Below are 17,340 nucleotides of genomic sequence, written 5' to 3'. Positions count from 1 at the left end.
TGACACCTTGACTATCTGGCTAACCGGTCCCGCGGGGGACGCCGCTAACAAGGATAGACGTATGCCGGTCGGGAGGCCGTCCGGCGACCGGGAGGGAGACGCGGTCGCGTGCTTTTGGAGGGCGCTGCCGAACATGCCTTTCGGGATCGTAAGTTCTTAGAGCCGGGCCGGCGGCAAGCCGCGTCAGGTTGGCACATTTGGAGGAATTGCTCATGGCAACAATCAACAAGGTCATGGTCGGCGAGTCGCTCGTCGGCGAAGGCAACGAAGTCGCCCATATCGATCTCATCATCGGACCCCGCGGGTCCGCCGCCGAGTCGGCGTTCTGTAACTCGCTGACCAACAACAAGGACGGCTTCACGACGCTGCTCGCCGTCGTCGCGCCGAACCTGCCGTGCAAGCCGAACACGGTGATGTTCAACAAGGTCACCATCAAGGGCGCCAAGCAGGCCGTCCAGATGTTCGGACCGGCGCAGACCGCCGTTGCGCGCGCCGTCGCCGATTCGGTCGAGAAGGGCATCATCCCGCAGGCCGAAGCCGACGACCTGTTCATCTGCGTCGGCGTCTTCATCCACTGGGAAGCCGAGGACGACGCCAAGATCCGCGACTACAACTACCAGGCGACGATGGAATCCATCGAGCGCGCCATCAAGGGCACGCCGACCGCCGCGGAAGTGGTCTCCAAGAAAGGCTCGGCGGCTCACCCGTTCGCCGGCGCTTAGACAAGGAACCATCCCGGGGGAGACGACAAGCCGGCGATGCCCGCCGGCCTCCTCCGGCGATTGGCCGCCAAGTTCGGTTTCCAATAGGAAGCCAGTTCCCGCGGGAACGAGGACGACAGACGGAAAAGGGGCCCTTGCGGCCCCTTTTTTCTTGCGCGGCCCCGTCGGCGACAACGCGCCGGCCGCAGCGTTGCCGAGATCAGACGAGGCGCTGCAGATCCGCCAGGGCCAGCCGGCCGTCATGCAGGGCCGTCGATACCAGCGCGCCGGCGATCCCCGCCTTTTCCAACGCGGCGACGTCGCCCGCGCCACGCACGCCGCCGGCGGCAAAGATCGCCCGATCCCCGGCCCGCGCCGCCACGCTCGCCAGCCGCTCCAGATCCGGACCGGCGCCGCTGCCCACCCGCGCCAGGGTCATGACGATGAGGCGCCGCGGCCAGAGCGATGCCTCCGTCAAAAGCTCCGCCGGCCCGAGAAAGTCGTCGCCGCGAAAATCCAGCGACAGCACCGCCCGGGGCTCGCCCGCAAGGTCGCGGGCAACGCCGGCACCCTCGACCGATTCCGTGCCGACCACCGCCACATGGCGGGGCTCGGCCAGAACGCGCCGCGCATCGGCGGTCGTGTGGACGCCGGCATCGATCCAGATCTCCGTCGCCGGAAAGGCCGTGCCGAGCCGGGCGATGGCCGCGTCGTTGGCGGGCCGTCCCTCGATGGCGTCGAGATCGGCGATGTAGAGGCTGCGGAAGGGCGCCAGCGCCATCAGCCCCCGCGCCACCGCCACCGGATCGGCACTATCCGCCAGCGGCGTCTCGATCGGCCGATAGTTGGCGCGATCCCCCATGACGCCGCGCACGACGCGGCCGTCCTTGAGGTCGAGTACCGGGATGATCTGCATGGGGCCCTCGGCTCGCGCCGCCGCGTTGTTCGGTGGTATAGGATGCCCCGTATCAGAAACGAGCGGACATGGCATGACGAGAACGCTGGGTTGGGACGTCGGTGGCGCGCATCTGAAGGCGGTGCTGGCGGAGGGAGAGCGTGTCCTCAAGGTCTGGCAGGAGCCGAGCCCGATCTGGCAGGGGCTGGAGCATCTGGATCGCGCGCTGACGACCATACTGGAGGGTATGCCGGAGGTGGACCGGCACGCCGTGACGATGACCGGCGAATTGTCGGACGTCTTCGAATCGCGCCGGGACGGCGTGGCACAGCTCACGCGGATCTTTGCCGAGCGCCTGAGCGGCGACGTCCTGATCTATGCCGGCGCGTCCGGCTTCCTCGCCCCCGGCGACGCCCGCGGCCATGCCGACGCCATCGCCTCGGCGAACTGGCATGCGAGCGCGGCGCTGGCCGCGACCGCCATCGAGGAAGCCCTGTTCCTCGACATGGGATCGACGACGACCGACATCGTGCCCCTCGCCGGCGGCACTGCCAGGGCCCGCGGCTTCACCGACCGGCAGCGGCTGGTGGAGGGCGAGCTGGTCTATCAGGGCTACACCCGCACGGCGCTGATGGCGGTGGAAAACCGTGTCCCCTTCGCCGGGCGTTCGATCCCGGTGATGAACGAGTTCTTCGCGACCATGGCCGACGTCCAGCGCATCGTCGGCACGCTCGACGAGGCCGATGACCTGCACCCGGCTGCCGATGGCCACGAGAAGACGCTGGAGGCCTCGCGCCGGCGCCTCGCACGGATGGTCGGCATGGATGCCGCCGATGCCGGCGACGGCGCCTGGGAATGGCTGGCCCATGCTTTTGCCGAGGCGCAGGTCCGCCATGTCCACGACGCCGCGCTGCAGGTGCTGTCGCGCGAGGACGTGTCGGACGACGCGCCGGTGGTCGTGGCGGGCGCCGGCCGCCCGGTGCTGCGCCGCCTCGCCGCGCGGCTCGACCGGGGCGTCGTCGACTTCTCAGACCTGTTCGACTGCCCTGGCGAGATGCGCGACGCCGTCTGCCGTGCCGCGCCTGCCGCGGCACTAGCACTGCTTGCGGCCAAGGACGCATAGCGCCCCACAACGAAAAGGGGCCGGCGCGATGCCGACCCCTGTCTTTCTTCTCCGCCTTCGCGCGGCCTATGCGGCCGCGTCGATCTCCGGCGACATGCCGGCAAGCACCTTGTCCAGCGTCATCGGATAGTCGCGGACGCGGGCGCCGCAGGCATTGTAGATGGCGTTGGTCACCGCCGCGCCGACACCGGCCAGCGCCAGCTCGCCGATGCCCTTGCCGGCCAGCGGGCTGGCATGGGGATCGCGCTCGGGCAGCAGCACGACATCGAGCTGCGGCACGTCGGCATTCACCGGCACGTGGTATTCGGCAAGGTCATGGTTCACCAGGAGGCCGGTGCGCTCGTCGGTGACGAGTTCCTCGGTCAGGGCCGAGCCGATGCCCCAGATCTGGCCGCCATAGCACTGCGACGTCGCCGTCTTCTCGTTGAGAATCCGGCCCGCCGCGGCCACCGTCAGAAGCCGGCGGACGCGCGTCTCGCCGGTCACGGCATTGACCGCCACCTCGCAGAAATGCGCGCCGTAGCTCGCCTGGTTGTAGTTCTGCGACGTCTCGCCCGGCTTGATGGTGCCGAGCTTCATCAGGCTCTTGCCGTCGAGGATCTCGGTGAACGGCACCTGCCGGTTGTTGGCGATGGCGTGGCCATCCTTCAGGGTCAGCCCGTCCGGCTCGACGCCGAGACGCTGGGCGATCTCTCCGATCAGCGCCTCGCAGGCGACATAGACCGACGAGCCGGCGCTGTTGGCACCCCAGGAGCCGCCCGAACCGGACGAGGACGGCAGCGACGTATCACCCAGTTCGACATCGATGCGGTCGAGCGGCAGGCCCAGCATCTCGCCGGCGATCTGCTGCAGGATCGTATAGGTGCCGGTGCCGATGTCGGTCATGGCGGTACGCACGACCGCCCGGCCGTCCGGCGTCATCTCCACCTCGGCCGAGGACTTCATCAGCGAGTTGGCGCGCGAGGCCGCGGCCATGCCGTAGCCGATCAGCCATTCGCCCTCGCGGACGCTGCCCGGCTTGGCCGGACGCTTGTCCCAGCCAAAGCGGCGGGCGCCTTCCTCGTAGCATTCCACCAGCTTGCGCGAGGAGAACGGTAGGTCGTCCTGCGGCGCGACCTCCGGCTCGTTCAGCTTGCGGAACTCCAGCGGATCGAGGCCGAGCTTCTCGGCCATCTCGTCCATGGCGTTTTCCAGCGCCAGCATGCCGACAGCCTCGCCCGGCGCGCGCACGGCCGAGGTCATCAGGACGTCGGTCTCGGACAGGCGATGGGTGACGCTGCGATCCTTGCCGGCGTAGAGGAACACGCTGGAAATTCCCGCCGGCTCGAAGAAGCCGTTGCCCGGCGAATTGGCCGCGAAGGTCTCGTGGGAAAAGGCCGTGATGTGGCCGTCCTTCGTCGTGCCGATGCGGATGCGCTGGATGGTCTCGGACCGCCGCGACGTCGTCTGGAAGACGTGCGGCCGGCTGAGCGCCAGCTTGACCGGGCGACCGGCAGCGCGGGCGGCGAGCGCCGACAGCACCGCATCGGGGCCGATGCCGAGCTTGGAGCCGAAGCCGCCGCCGATATAGGGGCTGAGCAGGCGGACATTCTCGACCGGCACGCCGACACCGTTGGCGATCTGCTGGACGTTGGTCTCCAGCAGCTGGCAGGACGACCAGACGGTCAGCTTGTCGCCGTCCCACTTCGCCACGCTCGCATGGGGCTCCATGGCGGAGGAATGGTGGCTCGGCGTCGTGTAGGTCTGGTCGAACTGGATCTCGGCCTTGGCAAACGCCGTCTCGAAATCGCCGCGCTCCGTGTCGGCCGGCATCACGCCCTGATCCGAGGCGCGGCCCTGATCCTTGACCTGCTCGAGAGAGTAGCGGCCGCCGCTCGCCGGAGCGTACTCGACCTCAACCAGCTTGGCGCCGTGACGCGCCGCCTCGAAGCTCGTGGCGACGACGACCGCGACCGGCTGGCCGTAATGGAAGACCTCGCCGTCGATCGTCTGGGCGGCCGGCGCCATCGGCTGCGAGGAGGCCCGCAGGATCCTGTCGCCGTCGACAATGGCGAGAACGCCCGGCGCGGAGAGCGCCTTGGACCCGTCGACCTTGACGATCTTTCCCTTGCCGATGCTGGCGGTGACGATGAAGCCGTAGGCGACGTTCTTGTCGTCGGCCAGATACTCATAGGCGTAGGTCGCCTTGCCGGAGACCTTCAGCGGGCCTTCGTAGCGGTCGACGGGCTTGCCGATGACGCCCTGCGTCTCGCGGTCGAGCCGCGTTTCGCCGATCTCCTTGTCCATGACATGGGTGTTCATCATGCGTCTCCCTTCGTCGCCTCGGCCAGCACGGCGGACAGCGTGCGGCGCGCCAGCGGGATCTTGAAGTCATTGCCGCCCTGCCCCCGGGCATCCTTCAGGAGGATGTCGGCAGCTTTGGCGAAGAGGTCCTTCGACGGCGCCTGGCCGATCAGCGCGGCCTCGACGGCCTCGTCGCGCCACGGCATGTGGGCAAGTCCGCCAAAGGCGAGACGCGCTGCCGAGATGGTGCCGTTCTCGACGGTGATCACGGCCGCGACCGAGACGAGCGCGAAGGCGTAGGACGCACGGTCGCGGACCTTGCGGTAGACATGGACGCCGCCGGCGGGCCTGGGCAGGCGCACCGCGGTGATCAGCTCGCCGGGCTCCAGATTGGTCTCGATCTCGGGCGTGTCGCCCGGCAGGCGGTAGAGACCGTCGAAATCGAGTTCGCGGGTCGAGCCGTCCGGCAGCACCGTCTCGACCATGGCGCCGAGGGCGCGCATGGCGACAGCCATGTCGGAGGGATGGGTGGCGATGCACTTGTCGCTGGCGCCGAGAATGGCGTGGATGCGGTTGAAGCCGCCGATGGCACCGCAGCCGGAGCCCGGCTCGCGCTTGTTGCAGGGCGAGGTGGTGTCATAGAAATAATAGCACCGGGTGCGCTGCAGGAGATTGCCGCCGGTGGACGCCTTGTTGCGCAGCTGGCCGGACGCGCCGGCAAGCAGCGCCCGCGACAGCACCGCGTAGTCGCGGCGGATGCGCGGATCGGCGGCCAGATCGGCATTGGTGACCAGCGCCCCAATGCGCAGGCCGCCATCCTCGGTTTCCTCGATGTCCTTCAGCGGCAGCCGTGTGATGTCGACGAGCCGGTCCGGCGCCTCGACTTCCAGCTTCATCAGGTCGAGCAGGTTGGTGCCGCCGGCGATGAAACGGCCGGCCAGCTGACCGGCTTCGGCGACCTCGGAGACGCGGGAATATTCGAACGGCTTCATGCCGGGCCTCCCGAGCTGTTCTTGGTGCTGGCGGTGCGGATCGCATCGACGATGTTCGGATAGGCCGAGCAGCGGCAGATATTGCCGCTCATGCGCTCGGAAATCTCGGCGTCGGTCAGTTCGACCTGGCCGTCGAGCTTGTCGGTGACATGGCTCGGCCAGCCATCCTTGACCTCGCCCAGCATGCCGGTGGCCGACATGATCTGGCCCGGCGTGCAATAGCCGCACTGGTAGCCGTCGTGATGCAGGAAGCTCTCCTGCATGGTGTCGAGATTGCCGGGCTCGCCCAGCCCCTCGATGGTGGTGACGTCGTCGCCCTCGTGCATGACGGCGAGGGTCAGGCAGGAATTGATCCGCCGGCCGTTGACGAGCACGGTGCAGGCGCCGCACTGGCCGTGGTCACAGCCCTTCTTGGTGCCGGTCATGGCAAGGTGGTCGCGCAGCGCGTCGAGCAGCGACGTCCGCACGTCGGCCTCGAGCTGATGCTCGGTTCCGTTGATGGTCAGATTGATCAAGGTGAAGGTCCCTTCGCTTCGCCCCGCCTGCGCGATCCCGGCCGCTGCAGGTTGGAATGGTTCGAAATCGAGAAGGGAACGACGCGAGAGGCGAATTGGTTCGCCGCTGCGACAGTCTGTTCAGTGGAGCCGCGTCATTTCCGTCGGCCGCGAAGGCTCAGGCGGTCGGCTCGACCTCGGCCAGATGGGCGATGACCTTTTCCAGAAGCCAGTACCAGGCCTGCTCCTCGTCCGGTCCCGCCGTCTTGTCGATGGCGATCTTCAGATAGGCGATCTCGTCCTCGATCTTCTCTGTCGGCAACATCTTGAGCCGGCTGACGAGAATGGCGGCCTCCAGCACGGCGGCCTTGGCGCGGTTCATGCCGAGGAACGGCCGATGCTGGCCGGACGAGGCGACACGGCAGTGGAAACGCGGGCGGATGTCGTCGCCGGTCACCGAGACGACTTCGAGCACGTCGTGGCTGAGGGCCGCCTCCAGCCGCGGCACGGCGCAGCCCTCAACCGGGGCCAGCGGCCAGTCGCGGCGGCCGGTCAGGCAGCCGGCGAAGATCTTCGCCTCGTCGGTGTAATTGACGACCGCGACGCCCGTCGCCTCGATATTGGCAAGGGTCGTCGAGGGCCGGAACGGCGCGATCACCCAGCCGTCGCCATCCTGGATGATGCCGAGCGGCGCGATATGCACCACGCCGTCGGCCGAGGCCGTGGTCAGGATTGTCTCGCGGATATAGGGCATCGTCGGTCTCTCGCGCGTTGTCTCTGTCGGCCCGTCAGCCGGACGGGGTCTGCTTCTTCGCCTTCAGCGTATGGCCGGCTTCCTCCAGCCGGGTGCGGTCCTCCTCGCGCCGCGGCGCGGCGACGCCGAAGTCGAGCGGCGTGTCCTGCGCATAGCGCTTGCCGAGCCGCCAGGCGATCTCGGCCTTCTGCAGTTCGGCGCCGAGATAGAAGGCGTGGCCGGTGTCGCCCGCGACCTCCAGTTCGGGGAAGAACTCGAAGGCGTCGGTCTGAACGACATGGGTGTCGCGATTGTAGAGATGGACGCCGTCGGCCGCCGTCTCGATGCGGTAATTGCGGTCGCGGATCGTCGCCGCCTGCTCGGCCAGTTCCTCAGGCGTCGCGGCATGGGGCTTCACGTCGTGGACCTGCAGCAGCGCGCCGGAATAGCCGCGCGGCAGGGCGCCGTCGGCGCGGGCGGCGAACATCATGCGCCGCGCCGCGTCGTGTTCCTCGACCGTGCGCCGCGTATGCGGGCTGACATGTACGACCAGGAGGTTGCGGATCGCCAGTTCCGAACAGATGCCGAGCAGGGTCGCGGTGATGCCGGAGGTATCGGCGTCGGTCAGCTCGGTGAGGTTGCCCGTCCCCATCAGGATCTCGACATCGGGATGGGCTTCGCGCAGCCGGTGATAACGCACCAGCGAGGCGGCGAAGCCGAAATGGATCGGGTCGAGGATCGGGTCGGCGATGACGGCGATGCCCATCTCGCGGGCGCGCGTGATGGCGCGTTCCAGCGAGGCAAAATCATGGGGCCGCGCCGGCACCAGGATCGGCACGGCATCGCCTTCGCGGGCGATATCGAGGGTCTCTTCGGTGAGGCTCAGCAGGAAGTCGGCGCCGGCGCGCGTGCCCCGCGCGAGTTCGTCGGGATTGGCGGAATCGACGCTCACCCGGTGGCCGGCCGCCTTCAGCGCGCGAACGGCCGCCTCCAGATGATCGAAAGGCGTGTCGGGCAGGCAGCCGAGATCGATCACGTCCGCCCCGGCCGCACGCATCGCCTCGGCGCGCCCGACGATGTCCTCGATCGTCAGCGCCGAGGCATCGACGATCTCGGCGAAGATGCGCATGTCGTGGCGCGACAGATCCGGCGGCGTGCCCTTGCGGCCGAGAAAGGCCGGCAGGTCGGCCAGCTCATCCGGACCGCGCTGGAACGGCACGCCGAAACTTTCCGACAGGCGATCGAGATCGGCGCGGCAGCGACCCGGCAGGATCACCCTGTCGGCCGCGACGGGCCGCGCGAGTCGACGCTCGATGATGTCGCCGGTGGCCAGCGCCGCGACCTTCACGCCGATATCGGCGATCGCCCAGTCGAAATCGGTCTCGCCGAGCCCCGTCAGCACGCGTTCGAGCCGCGGACGCGCCAGATGACCAGTCAGAAAGAGCAGGGTTTCCTTCGCCATGGCCGGTTATGTCGGCCAATGCAGGACGGATGGGAAGCGCCGAAGCAACGCATGCGACGCAGACGCCTTGGATCGTGACATGGGCGTCGTCTCAGGCCGGGGCCGAGGCGGCCGGCGCCGGCTGCCGCAGGATCCGGCGTCCGGGGATCGTCCCCTCGCCGAGATTGATGCCGGCCGCCGACAGGTCGGCGGGGCCGGCGACATACAAATCCGTCGCCTCGCCCAGGACCCGCGAAAACGCCTCGTCGACGATTTCGGCGCCAGCCAGCGCCGCAAGGGTGGAATCGTCCGGCAGGTCGATCTGCTTGATCAGGCAGAGGCGCGCGCCGGGGATATGAGCGGCAAGCCAGGCGGCGAGACTGTCGGAGGTGACGGACCAGTCCCGGTCGATCTCCGGCGCTGCCAGCGCCATCTGCCGCGGCATCCAGACGGGGATGTCGCCGCGCTCCAGCGCCGCCGTGATGCCGGCATCGTCGCTCGCCCGCACCAGACGGCTGCCGAGGCCGACCAGCGCCAGGCCGAACTGCTCCATGGCCAGGATCGCCATCTCATGGGCGGTCGCGTCGTCGAAGCCGATGCGCGGCTGGTAGCGCCGCACCGCCTCGGCGAAGGGGCCGCCGCCCGGCACGATCACCACCGGCATCCGGGTCGCCTCGATCGCCTTCAGCCAGCGCAGGAGATCGGGCGTGGTCGCATAGCTGCCTCCGAACTTCACGACCAGGATGTTGTCCACGAAGCTGCCCCCTGCAACGCTCTGCCATTCACGCGGCCACCGTGTCACGGCGCGCCCGGCCATGCCACCCGCCCCGCGAGATTCTTGGATCGGAGCCCGGTTCAGCGTCCGCCGGCGCGGCGGCGCGTCAGTTCGATGCCGACGGCCTCGGGCCCGAGTCCGAGCTTTTCGACCCGCACCGTCACCTCGCGGATGCGGGCGTCGGCCAGCACCGTTTCGGCCAGCTCCACCGCCAGCGTCTCGACCAGATCGGTGTGGCCGCGAGCGGCGAGCGCGCGGACGGCGTCGAGGATCAGGTCGTAGGAATAGATGTCGGCCATCGACCGCGCATCGGCGCCGATCGGGGCGATCTCGGCCTCGACCGAGAAACGCACCTTCTGGGTCCGGCCGCGCTCGTGATTATAGGCGCCGATCTCCATCGGCACGATAAAATCGCGCACCAGGATGCGATCGCCGCGACCGGCGACCGGCTCGACGCCATGGGCGGCTTCCTCGGTCGCCGGCAGCAGCGCCCGAATGGTGCGCACGGCGGCAATATCCACCGGCGCATCGCGGGCGCCCGTCGTCAGCGCGCCGCGAAAGCCGAGATAGTCGGGCCGCAGGACGGCAAGGCGCGGCACGTCCGGCGGCTCCAGCGATCCGGCCAGTCCGCTCATGAGGCCGAGGTCGCGCGCATTCCGCACGAAGTCGGCGAGCGCAGTCATGGACAGATGCGCCATCAGCCGGCCGCTGGACTTGCCGATCGTGTCGATCATCGCGCCCCTGAAGCCGGCCTCCGCCAGCACCGGCAACAGGCTGAAATCCGGCTCGCCATCGGCGAAGAACACGGCGATGAGCCCGGTGCGGTCCGCCAGCGGCCGCAGCGCCTCGATCACCGCGAGGCGCGCGTCGCGGCTGGCCGGAAACAGGCCGATCTTGACGAAATCGGCGGCGGCGCGGGCTTCGACCGCCTCGCGCACCGTGTCCGGCAGCATGGGCAGGTCGCCGGCGACGGCCGACACCGGCCTGCGGCCGGCGACCATGTCCATGGTCTCGGCAAGCACCTGCGGCGAGACGGCGCCGAGCGCGCCCTTTGCCGGGTCCTTCAGGTCGACGAGATCGGCGCCGCCCTCGAGGACGATGCCGGCTTCGTGCGGCCCGGTGACGCTCGCCAGAAGCCTGATCAACGTGCGGCCTCGAACTGCGTCTCGAGGACGTTTTCCCAGAGGTAGTCGATACCGCGCTGCCAGCTCTGGTCGGTATTGGAGCGGATGTCGGCGCTGCCGCGGGCGATCGCCTCGCCGGTCTCGGCATCGAAGGCATAGGCGTTGATGTTGAGGATCAGGTTGGAGACCTTCTGCACCGTGCCGGTGACCGCGATGTCGGCGCCGATCTCGCGGGCGAAGGTCTGGCTGCAATTCCCGCAACTCTGCAGATACTGCTTCTTCGCCCGTTCGCGCACCGGCGCGATGTCGACGACGCTGTAGCCGGGCAGCGCCGCGATTGCCTCGCGCAGGTCCGGTGCCAGACGGTCCAGCCGGGCCTGCTCGTCGGCGTTCTCACCCATCATCGAGCCTTCGAGGCTGGAATCGATCAGTTCGAAGTCGAAGATGGCGACGGTCCTGTCGGCGGCTGCGGCGGGCAGTGCCAGCGCCAGAAGGAAGGCGACAACGGGAAAAACTCTGCCTTGCCTTGGCGCGCGGCCTTGGGGAAACAATGGTAGGACGAACACTCTCGCTTCTCCGTGGAACGCGATGCCCACCGCGCTGGCGCTAGAACTAACGCCCTGAGCCTGTGGAGCAAACGATTTTCGCAGGGGGTGCGCGGGAGGCGGGTGGGAGCCCGCCGGGGGAATGGGAGGCAGATCATGTCGAAGACGGCGATGGCACGCGCGCTGACGGGGGCCGCTGCCCTGATGCTGGTGATGGCCGGCGCGGCACAGGCGCAGGAGCCGGCTGCCGAGCCGGCAACCCAGGCGGCTACCCCGGCAACCGAAGCGGCCCAGATCGTCAAGCTCGGCTATCTCAGGACCTGGGAGCCGACCCTGGCCCTCTCGGTGCTCAACATTCCGCCGGAGGATATCGGCGTCGCCGGCGCCGAGGTGGGGATCGCCGACAACAACACGACCGGCTCCTTTATGGGCCAGAACTTCACCATGGACGTGGTGACGCTGAAGCCGGGCGAGGACGTGGCCGCGGCGGCCCGGACCATGCTGGACGCCGGCGTCCATTACATCGTCACCGACCTGTCCGGCCCCGACACGCTGGCGGTGGCGGAGCTGGCGGCCGCGGCCGATGCGCTGGTCTTGAACGCCGGCGCCACGGACGACAGCCTGCGCGGCGCGGACTGCCGTCCCAACATGCTGCACACCGCCCCCTCGCGGGCCATGCTCACCGACGGGCTGGCGCAATATCTGATGTGGAAGCAGTGGCGCGAATGGGCGCTGGTGGCCGGCGAACATCCCGACGACCAGAAATTCGCCGACGCGCTGAAGCGTTCGGCCACCAAGTTCGGCGGCAAGATCGTCGCCGAGAAGCTGTTCGAGGACAAGGGCGGCGCCCGGGCCACCGATTCCGGCCAGGCGCTGGTGCAGCGCCAGATCCCGGTCTTCCTGCAGGATCTGCCCGATCACGACGTGCTGCTGGTCGCCGACGAGAGTGAGGTGTTCGGCAGCTATGTGCCCTGGCGCAACTGGATTCCCCGTCCGGTGGCCGGCACCGCGGGCCTGACCCCCGGCTCCTGGCATCCGGCCAGCGAGCAATGGGGTGGCGCGCAGATCCAGAACCGCTTCGTGGACGCCGCCGGCCGGCGGATGGAATCCAAGGACATGCAGGCCTGGACCGCGGTGCGGGTCATCGGCGAAGCCGCCTCGCGCACCCAGTCGGTCGATCCGGCGACGATCGACGCCTTCATCAAGAGCCCCGACTTCACCGTCGCCGCCTTCAAGGGCCAGCGCCTAACCTTCCGCGACTGGGACTGGCAACTCCGCCAGCCGGTGCTCCTCGGCACCGAGGCCTCGGTGGTGTCGTCGTCGCCGCAGGAAGGCTTCCTGCATCAGGTCTCCGAACTCGATACGCTGGGCATCGACGAGCCGGAGACGGCCTGCGATTTCGGCGGCTAGCGCGACGGATCATCGGCGCGGCCGCCCTTGACGGGCGACCACGCCAGCGCGTCTGAATGAACGCGATCCGGGCCGCGGGCGACACAGCCGCCGGGCCCGCCTTCCCGTCACCGCAACGATCGGCCGCCTTGTCCCTGAAAGCCCGCCTTGCCGCCACGCTCACCGCCGCCTTCCTCGCCATCCTGGTGATCGGCGGCCTTCTGGGCTTTCGGCAGGCCTCGTCCAACATCGAAGCCGAGCTGACCGCCGCGCGCACCGTCGCCTCCAACCGGGTCGCCCAGCTGATCGCCGAACTGCCCGCCTCCCGCGACACGCAGGGCGAGCTGGCCAGCTTCGTGCGCGCCTTCAACGGCGACCGCCATGTCCAGATGATGCTGATCGATGCCACCGGTGCGGTGCGCGCCGCCTCGCAGCCGGCCGAGGCCTATGGCGGCCTGCCCGAATGGTTCGTCGATTTTCTGGCGCCGCCACCCTCGACGATCATCATGCCGCTGTCGGGCAGCGCGCTGCCGATGACGGCGGCGGTCGTTTCCATCGACCCGCGCAACGAACTGGCCAGCAGCTGGATGGACCTTGCCACCAGCCTCGCCATCCTGATCGCGTTCCTGCTGATCGCCTTTGCCGCCATCTGGGTCGTCGCCGACCGGGCCCTGCGCCCCCTCGCCGACATCCAGGCGGCCTTCGCCCGGATCGGCGGCGGCGACTACGATATCGATCTGGCTCCCGCCGGCCCGCCGGAGATGCGGGCGCTGGGCGCGGGCTGCAACGACATGGCGAGGCGTCTCGACGAGATTTCGGCGCGCAACCGCCGGCTCTCCGAGCAATTGCTGCTGCTGCAGGACGAGGAGCGCGCCGAACTGGCGCGCGATCTGCACGACGAGATCGGCCCGCTGCTCTTCGTCATCGACGTCGACGCCTCGGCGATCCGCCGGGCGTCGGCCAAGCTCGATGGCGGCGAAACGATCGCGTCGCGGGCCGAGGACATCAAGTCGGCCGCCCATCGCGCCCGTCAGGAAGTGCGCCGCATCCTCACCGATCTGCGGCCCGGCCTGATGCCCGGCCTCGGCCTCAAGGCGTCGATCGAGGATCTCGTCGCCGACCTGTCCCGCCGCCATCCCGACATCGCCATCACCGCGACGCTGGAAGACGGCGACTGGGGCGGCACGCTGGAGGTGCTGGTGCTGCGCGCGGTGCGCGAAGCGGTGCACAATGCGCTTCGCCATGGTCACCCGAGCCGCATCGCCATCCGGCTCGAGACCCGCGCACGACGGCTGGAATTTTCGGTGGTCGACGATGGCGGCGGCCTGCCCGCGACGGGCACGGCCGGCGGCTTCGGGCTGATCGGCATGCGCGAACGGGTCGAGGCGGTCGGCGGGCGTCTCGACATCGCGCAGGTGCCCCTGCCCCCGGGGGTCCGGCTCGAAGGCTGGGTGCCGCTGCCGCGCGGGACCGGCCCCCATATCGACGGCGACGACAGGCAGGAGACGTCATGAAGATACTGATCGTCGACGATCATACGGTGGTGCGGGACGGCGTCCGGCGCCTGGTGGAAACGCTGGAGGTCAGCGAAATCGGCGAGGCGGAGACCCCGTCCGAGGCGCTGGCCGAGTTCCGCCGCCTGCGGCCCGACGTCGTCGTCCTCGACATCAACCTGAAGAACGGCAGCGGTCTCGACGTCCTGCGACGGCTGCGCGCCGACGACCCCAAGGCCCGGATCGTCGTGTTCTCCATGTATTCCGACATCGTCTATGCCGCCTCGGCGCGGCGCGAGGGCGCGCTCGGCTACGTCGCCAAGAGCGCGCCGTCAGACGAACTGGTCGAGGCGATCGAGATGGCGCTGAAGAACGAGCCCTATGTCGACAGCGAGACCGCGGCGCTGATGGCGACCCATGCGGGACGCGGCGCCGGGCCCGACGACCTGACACGGCGTGAATTGCAGATCCTGCACATGCTGGGCGAGGGCAAAAGCCTGACTGAGATCGCCGAGGGGTTGGGCGTCGCCTACAAGACGATCGCCAACACTTCGACGCGGATCAAGGAGAAGCTCGGCGTCGAACGGACATCCGATCTCGTCCGCTTCGCCATAGAGACGAAGGGTGGCCGGATGCTCAATCGCTGACCGGCGGACGCGAAACTCCGACGACCGCTTGACGCATCGGAATGCGCGGGGCAGTCCTTGGACCGGCCCCTTGCCGCAGCCCAAGAAGGAACCGCCATGCCGCTCCTGCTGATCGTCCTGATCGCCATCCTGATTGCCCAGATCGGTTTCTGGGACACGTTCGGCGCGCTCCTCGGCGCGGCGGCGATGCTGGTCCTCTTCGTGGTGGTCGCGATCGTCGCGGCGGGCGTCGCCGGCTACATCTTCGTACGGCGCACGCGCCGGCGCTTCTGAGCGGCCGTTCGTCCCGGCGGGGCGCCGCTGCCCGGCGCTACTCGTCCGGTCGCGGCTCCGGCCGGTTGGCGGCCAAATCGTTGCCCGCCTCTGCCCAGCCCTGGACGCCGTCGGGATACCAGTAAACGGCCTCATAGCCGGCGCGGATCGCGCGCTTGGCGGCGTTGTAGCTCATCCAGCAATCGCGATCGCAATAGATGACGAGCGGGCGGCTCTTGTCGCCCCCGGTCGCCGTGGCGAGGCCGTCGAGGAGATAGGCCTCCATTGCCGGCGTCAGCGCGCCATAGCCGGTATCCACCAGCCAGAGCGAGCCCGGAATGTCGTTGCGGGCGCGTTCGCGCCACAAGGTGCCCGCCGGCAGGTCCGGCCGGGGCGGACGCGGCAGCACGTCGACGAAGGGCACGCCCTCGCCGTGCAGGCGCTCCGCCGTCGCGGTATCGATGACGGTGCCGCCGGCAAGGGTCGCGGGTACCGGCGCCCGGTAGGCTTCGGTGCGGTAGTCTTCGGGCTCAGGAACCGCGGCGCCGTCCACTGCCGCCGTCTGCGCATGGGCAGAGGAACCGCCCTGCCCGTGACTCGTGAGGCTTACACCGCCGACCGCCAGCACCAGCCAGGCCAGCGCCGGGATGATCCGCCGCATGGCCGGGCCTGGGCGGGTCACCCCTTCGGCTCGGGACTGGCCGCGGTGTCCGTCGCGTCCGCCGGAGCCGTCACGTCGGCAGCCTGTGCCCCTTGCGGCAGCGGCAGGTCCTGGGCGGTCTTGCCGGATTGCGACAGGATCGGCTCGTCCGCCTCGTCGAGCAGCGGCACGCCATAGGCCAGCAGGATCTCGTTGATCTCGCCCTGATAGTCGCGGATCGCCCGGTTGAGCGTGCGCTTCCATTCCTGGTCGGAAGCCCGCACGCCCATGGTGATGCGATAGGCCAGAGCCGGGCCCGGACCTTCTGCCACCAGCGGCACGACGGTGTAATCGGCATCGGCGAGCTTGGCGTAATAGCCGGCCATCGGCCCCCAGAGCACGGCCGCGTCGATGTCGCCGGTGCCGAGATCGTCGATCATCGACTTGGCGGAATTGTCGACCCGCGTGTCGATCATCAACTGGTAGGGCTTGGCCCGGCCGATCAGCCCGGCGCGGGCGAGATAGGTGGCCGGCGGCGTGCCGGCGACGATGCCGATCCGCTTGTCCTTGAGCTTGGGGTCGGCGATCGTCGTCACCCCCGCGAGGGCGCCATCCTTCGGATAGACCAGCGCGTAGGAGGTGCGGTAATAGGCGTTGGTGTTCTGGACGAGCTCGTCACCCTGCGGGTAGCTGATGATCACGTCGCAGAGATTGGAGCCGAGCGTCATCCGCACGAAGCCCGTGGCCTGCGGGAAGTAGGAATAGCTCACGTCCTCGCGGTCGAGCTTGTCGGCCAGAAGCTCGGCGATCGCCTGCTCCATGCCCTGTTCGGCCTGGTTGGAGAAGGGCATGTTGTTCGGGTCGGCGCAGACCCGCAGGACGTTCGGATCGACGAGTTCGATCTCGCCGCCGAACTCGCGATCCTGCGCCGCTGCCGGAAACGACATCGCGAGCGCCAGAACGCTCGCGATGCCGGCAGATGTCCTCGACACTGCTGTCATGCCTTAAAATCCCAGACAGTCGTACTCTTCCTGCTGGGCCTCCTTGTTGTTGGCGATCCGCTTGGGCTCGCCCCGCCCGATGGTGCCGTCGGCGCGGCCCCGCAGGTAGATGTAGATCGAGTCCAGCGAGCACATCACGTTGGGATCCTCGCCCCAGGCCGGCATGATGGAGTTGCCGGCGCTCCATTTGTTCTGCTGGCCGCCGACGACGATGCCGGCATAATCGTAATAGGTCAGGTCCTGCAGGGACTCCGCCAGGTTGGGGGCGAAGGACGAGCCCATGCCGTCCGGGCCGTGGCACTGCATGCAATTGGCCATGTATTTCTTGTAGCCGCGCCAGGCGTACCAATCGACCTTCCCGTCGGGTGCGACGACATAGGTCGGGTTGCCGGCCGGATCGGCATTCTTGCCGAGATCGCCTTCCGTCGGCGCATTGCCTTCGGTGGCCGTATCCTTGGACGGATGGGCGTCGGGCTTCATGTGCTCGGCGGATGCCATTTCGGCATCGCCGCTAACCGGGGCCGTCTCGGCGGCAGCCGCCTCGGGGGCCTTGTCGGCGGCGGCGGGCGCGGCCGTTGCGGTCGCCGCGGCGGCACCGCCTGTCTCCGCGGCCGGCGCTGCTGCGGCAGGCGCCGCTTCGCCGGCGGGAACGACCGTGGTGCCACTGTCCTGGGCGATGGCCAGGGTGCTGGCCGACAGGAGGGCGGCGCCCATGATCGCGATCAACTTGCTGTTCATTCAAGGCCTCATGTTGACAACCGGGCCACTCAAGCGGCCCGAGCTTCGGACGATGCGCGCGGATGTCGCGCACC

The 17,340-nt window shown here is 68.8% G+C and carries 18 protein-coding genes; 6 read left to right on the top strand and 12 right to left on the bottom strand.

The genetic code is table 11. The features are described 5' to 3' along the window. Positions 1 to 212 precede the first annotated feature (212 nt). Positions 213 to 722 (top strand): formaldehyde-activating enzyme, encoded by a 510-nt coding sequence (gene fae / locus H9Q09_RS11255; RefSeq protein WP_009210870.1) that lies wholly within the window; start codon positions 213 to 215, stop codon positions 720 to 722. A gap of 199 nt (positions 723 to 921) precedes the next feature. On the opposite strand, the gene H9Q09_RS11250 is transcribed toward fae, so the two are convergent. Then, positions 922 to 1,617 carry a HisA/HisF-related TIM barrel protein gene (locus tag H9Q09_RS11250; RefSeq protein WP_187391105.1) on the bottom strand — a complete coding sequence of 232 codons (696 nt, stop codon included), beginning with the start codon at positions 1,615 to 1,617 and terminating at the stop codon, positions 922 to 924. A 73-nt stretch (positions 1,618 to 1,690) separates the two neighbouring features. Between H9Q09_RS11250 and H9Q09_RS11245 the strand changes: the two genes are divergently transcribed. Then, positions 1,691 to 2,719 carry a hydantoinase/oxoprolinase family protein gene (locus H9Q09_RS11245; RefSeq protein ID WP_246716108.1) on the top strand — a complete coding sequence of 343 codons (1,029 nt, stop codon included), beginning with the start codon at positions 1,691 to 1,693 and terminating at the stop codon, positions 2,717 to 2,719. A gap of 66 nt (positions 2,720 to 2,785) precedes the next feature. Here H9Q09_RS11245 and H9Q09_RS11240 read toward each other — a convergent pair whose 3' ends face one another. The 8 genes from H9Q09_RS11240 to H9Q09_RS11205 all read right to left on the bottom strand — a co-directional run bounded on the left by H9Q09_RS11240 (position 2,786) and on the right by H9Q09_RS11205 (position 11,127). Next, positions 2,786 to 5,023: a xanthine dehydrogenase family protein molybdopterin-binding subunit gene (locus H9Q09_RS11240; protein WP_187391103.1), complete on the bottom strand. Its 2,238-nt coding sequence runs from the start codon at positions 5,021 to 5,023 to the stop codon at positions 2,786 to 2,788. Beyond that, positions 5,020 to 5,994 carry a xanthine dehydrogenase family protein subunit M gene (locus tag H9Q09_RS11235; RefSeq protein ID WP_187391102.1) on the bottom strand — a complete coding sequence of 325 codons (975 nt, stop codon included), beginning with the start codon at positions 5,992 to 5,994 and terminating at the stop codon, positions 5,020 to 5,022. Before H9Q09_RS11235 ends, H9Q09_RS11240 begins: the two co-directional genes overlap by 4 nt. Continuing rightward, positions 5,991 to 6,509 (bottom strand): 2Fe-2S iron-sulfur cluster-binding protein, encoded by a 519-nt coding sequence (locus H9Q09_RS11230; protein ID WP_210315322.1) that lies wholly within the window; start codon positions 6,507 to 6,509, stop codon positions 5,991 to 5,993. The genes H9Q09_RS11235 and H9Q09_RS11230 overlap by 4 nt, the downstream gene beginning before the upstream one ends. A gap of 157 nt (positions 6,510 to 6,666) precedes the next feature. Next, positions 6,667 to 7,242, bottom strand: a complete 576-nt coding sequence (locus H9Q09_RS11225; RefSeq protein WP_187391101.1) for a DUF447 domain-containing protein — start codon at positions 7,240 to 7,242, stop codon at positions 6,667 to 6,669. Between the two features lie 34 nt (positions 7,243 to 7,276). After that, positions 7,277 to 8,683, bottom strand: coding sequence for a DUF6513 domain-containing protein (locus tag H9Q09_RS11220; protein WP_187391100.1), 1,407 nt, complete (start codon positions 8,681 to 8,683; stop codon positions 7,277 to 7,279). 91 nt (positions 8,684 to 8,774) lie between these two features. Further along, entirely contained in the window at positions 8,775 to 9,416 is a 642-nt protein-coding gene (locus H9Q09_RS11215; protein WP_348646301.1) for an amino acid kinase, read from the bottom strand. A 101-nt stretch (positions 9,417 to 9,517) separates the two neighbouring features. Continuing rightward, positions 9,518 to 10,582: a (5-formylfuran-3-yl)methyl phosphate synthase gene (locus tag H9Q09_RS11210; RefSeq protein ID WP_187391098.1), complete on the bottom strand. Its 1,065-nt coding sequence runs from the start codon at positions 10,580 to 10,582 to the stop codon at positions 9,518 to 9,520. Next, a complete protein-coding gene (locus H9Q09_RS11205; protein WP_244495372.1) occupies positions 10,579 to 11,127 on the bottom strand; it encodes a DUF3280 domain-containing protein in 549 nt (182 codons plus the stop codon). The genes H9Q09_RS11210 and H9Q09_RS11205 overlap by 4 nt, the downstream gene beginning before the upstream one ends. Positions 11,128 to 11,262: 135 nt before the next feature. On the opposite strand from H9Q09_RS11205, the gene H9Q09_RS11200 reads away from it, so the two are divergent. The 4 genes from H9Q09_RS11200 to H9Q09_RS11185 all read left to right on the top strand — a co-directional run bounded on the left by H9Q09_RS11200 (position 11,263) and on the right by H9Q09_RS11185 (position 14,908). After that, positions 11,263 to 12,516 (top strand): ABC transporter substrate-binding protein, encoded by a 1,254-nt coding sequence (locus H9Q09_RS11200; RefSeq protein ID WP_246716107.1) that lies wholly within the window; start codon positions 11,263 to 11,265, stop codon positions 12,514 to 12,516. A 128-nt stretch (positions 12,517 to 12,644) separates the two neighbouring features. Further along, positions 12,645 to 14,009: a histidine kinase gene (locus H9Q09_RS11195; RefSeq protein ID WP_187391097.1), complete on the top strand. Its 1,365-nt coding sequence runs from the start codon at positions 12,645 to 12,647 to the stop codon at positions 14,007 to 14,009. After that, positions 14,006 to 14,635, top strand: coding sequence for a response regulator transcription factor (locus tag H9Q09_RS11190; protein WP_009210883.1), 630 nt, complete (start codon positions 14,006 to 14,008; stop codon positions 14,633 to 14,635). Before H9Q09_RS11195 ends, H9Q09_RS11190 begins: the two co-directional genes overlap by 4 nt. A 96-nt stretch (positions 14,636 to 14,731) precedes the next feature. After that, entirely contained in the window at positions 14,732 to 14,908 is a 177-nt protein-coding gene (locus tag H9Q09_RS11185) for a hypothetical protein (RefSeq protein ID WP_169513619.1), read from the top strand. Positions 14,909 to 14,945: 37 nt separating this feature from the next. Here H9Q09_RS11185 and H9Q09_RS11180 read toward each other — a convergent pair whose 3' ends face one another. From H9Q09_RS11180 to H9Q09_RS11170, 3 genes are read right to left on the bottom strand one after another with little or no spacing between them, the layout of a single operon-like run. Next, positions 14,946 to 15,548: a rhodanese-like domain-containing protein gene (locus H9Q09_RS11180; protein WP_210315321.1), complete on the bottom strand. Its 603-nt coding sequence runs from the start codon at positions 15,546 to 15,548 to the stop codon at positions 14,946 to 14,948. Between the two features lie 17 nt (positions 15,549 to 15,565). Then, positions 15,566 to 16,474: a substrate-binding domain-containing protein gene (locus H9Q09_RS11175; RefSeq protein WP_246716119.1), complete on the bottom strand. Its 909-nt coding sequence runs from the start codon at positions 16,472 to 16,474 to the stop codon at positions 15,566 to 15,568. Between the two features lie 57 nt (positions 16,475 to 16,531). After that, a complete protein-coding gene (locus H9Q09_RS11170; protein ID WP_246716106.1) occupies positions 16,532 to 17,266 on the bottom strand; it encodes a c-type cytochrome in 735 nt (244 codons plus the stop codon). Positions 17,267 to 17,340: the final 74 nt, after the last annotated feature.

The organism is Aurantimonas sp. DM33-3 (assembly GCF_014334315.1).
GTDB classification, from domain to species: domain Bacteria; phylum Pseudomonadota; class Alphaproteobacteria; order Rhizobiales; family Rhizobiaceae; genus Aurantimonas; species Aurantimonas coralicida.
This window is presented reverse-complemented; position numbering and strand designations above follow the sequence as displayed.

What these genes read in the sequence shown, in the direction of transcription:
- fae (WP_009210870.1), top strand. Translation starts at nt 213, where the DNA reads ATGGCAACAATCAACAAGGTCATGGTCGGCGAGTCGCTCGTCGGCGAA.
- H9Q09_RS11250 (WP_187391105.1), bottom strand. Translation starts at nt 1,617, where the DNA reads ATGCAGATCATCCCGGTACTCGACCTCAAGGACGGCCGCGTCGTGCGC.
- H9Q09_RS11245 (WP_246716108.1), top strand. Translation starts at nt 1,691, where the DNA reads ATGACGAGAACGCTGGGTTGGGACGTCGGTGGCGCGCATCTGAAGGCG.
- H9Q09_RS11240 (WP_187391103.1), bottom strand. Translation starts at nt 5,023, where the DNA reads ATGATGAACACCCATGTCATGGACAAGGAGATCGGCGAAACGCGGCTC.
- H9Q09_RS11235 (WP_187391102.1), bottom strand. Translation starts at nt 5,994, where the DNA reads ATGAAGCCGTTCGAATATTCCCGCGTCTCCGAGGTCGCCGAAGCCGGT.
- H9Q09_RS11225 (WP_187391101.1), bottom strand. Translation starts at nt 7,242, where the DNA reads ATGCCCTATATCCGCGAGACAATCCTGACCACGGCCTCGGCCGACGGC.
- H9Q09_RS11220 (WP_187391100.1), bottom strand. Translation starts at nt 8,683, where the DNA reads ATGGCGAAGGAAACCCTGCTCTTTCTGACTGGTCATCTGGCGCGTCCG.
- H9Q09_RS11200 (WP_246716107.1), top strand. Translation starts at nt 11,263, where the DNA reads ATGTCGAAGACGGCGATGGCACGCGCGCTGACGGGGGCCGCTGCCCTG.
- H9Q09_RS11190 (WP_009210883.1), top strand. Translation starts at nt 14,006, where the DNA reads ATGAAGATACTGATCGTCGACGATCATACGGTGGTGCGGGACGGCGTC.
- H9Q09_RS11185 (WP_169513619.1), top strand. Translation starts at nt 14,732, where the DNA reads ATGCCGCTCCTGCTGATCGTCCTGATCGCCATCCTGATTGCCCAGATC.
- H9Q09_RS11180 (WP_210315321.1), bottom strand. Translation starts at nt 15,548, where the DNA reads ATGCGGCGGATCATCCCGGCGCTGGCCTGGCTGGTGCTGGCGGTCGGC.
- H9Q09_RS11175 (WP_246716119.1), bottom strand. Translation starts at nt 16,474, where the DNA reads ATGTCGTTTCCGGCAGCGGCGCAGGATCGCGAGTTCGGCGGCGAGATC.
- H9Q09_RS11170 (WP_246716106.1), bottom strand. Translation starts at nt 17,266, where the DNA reads ATGAACAGCAAGTTGATCGCGATCATGGGCGCCGCCCTCCTGTCGGCC.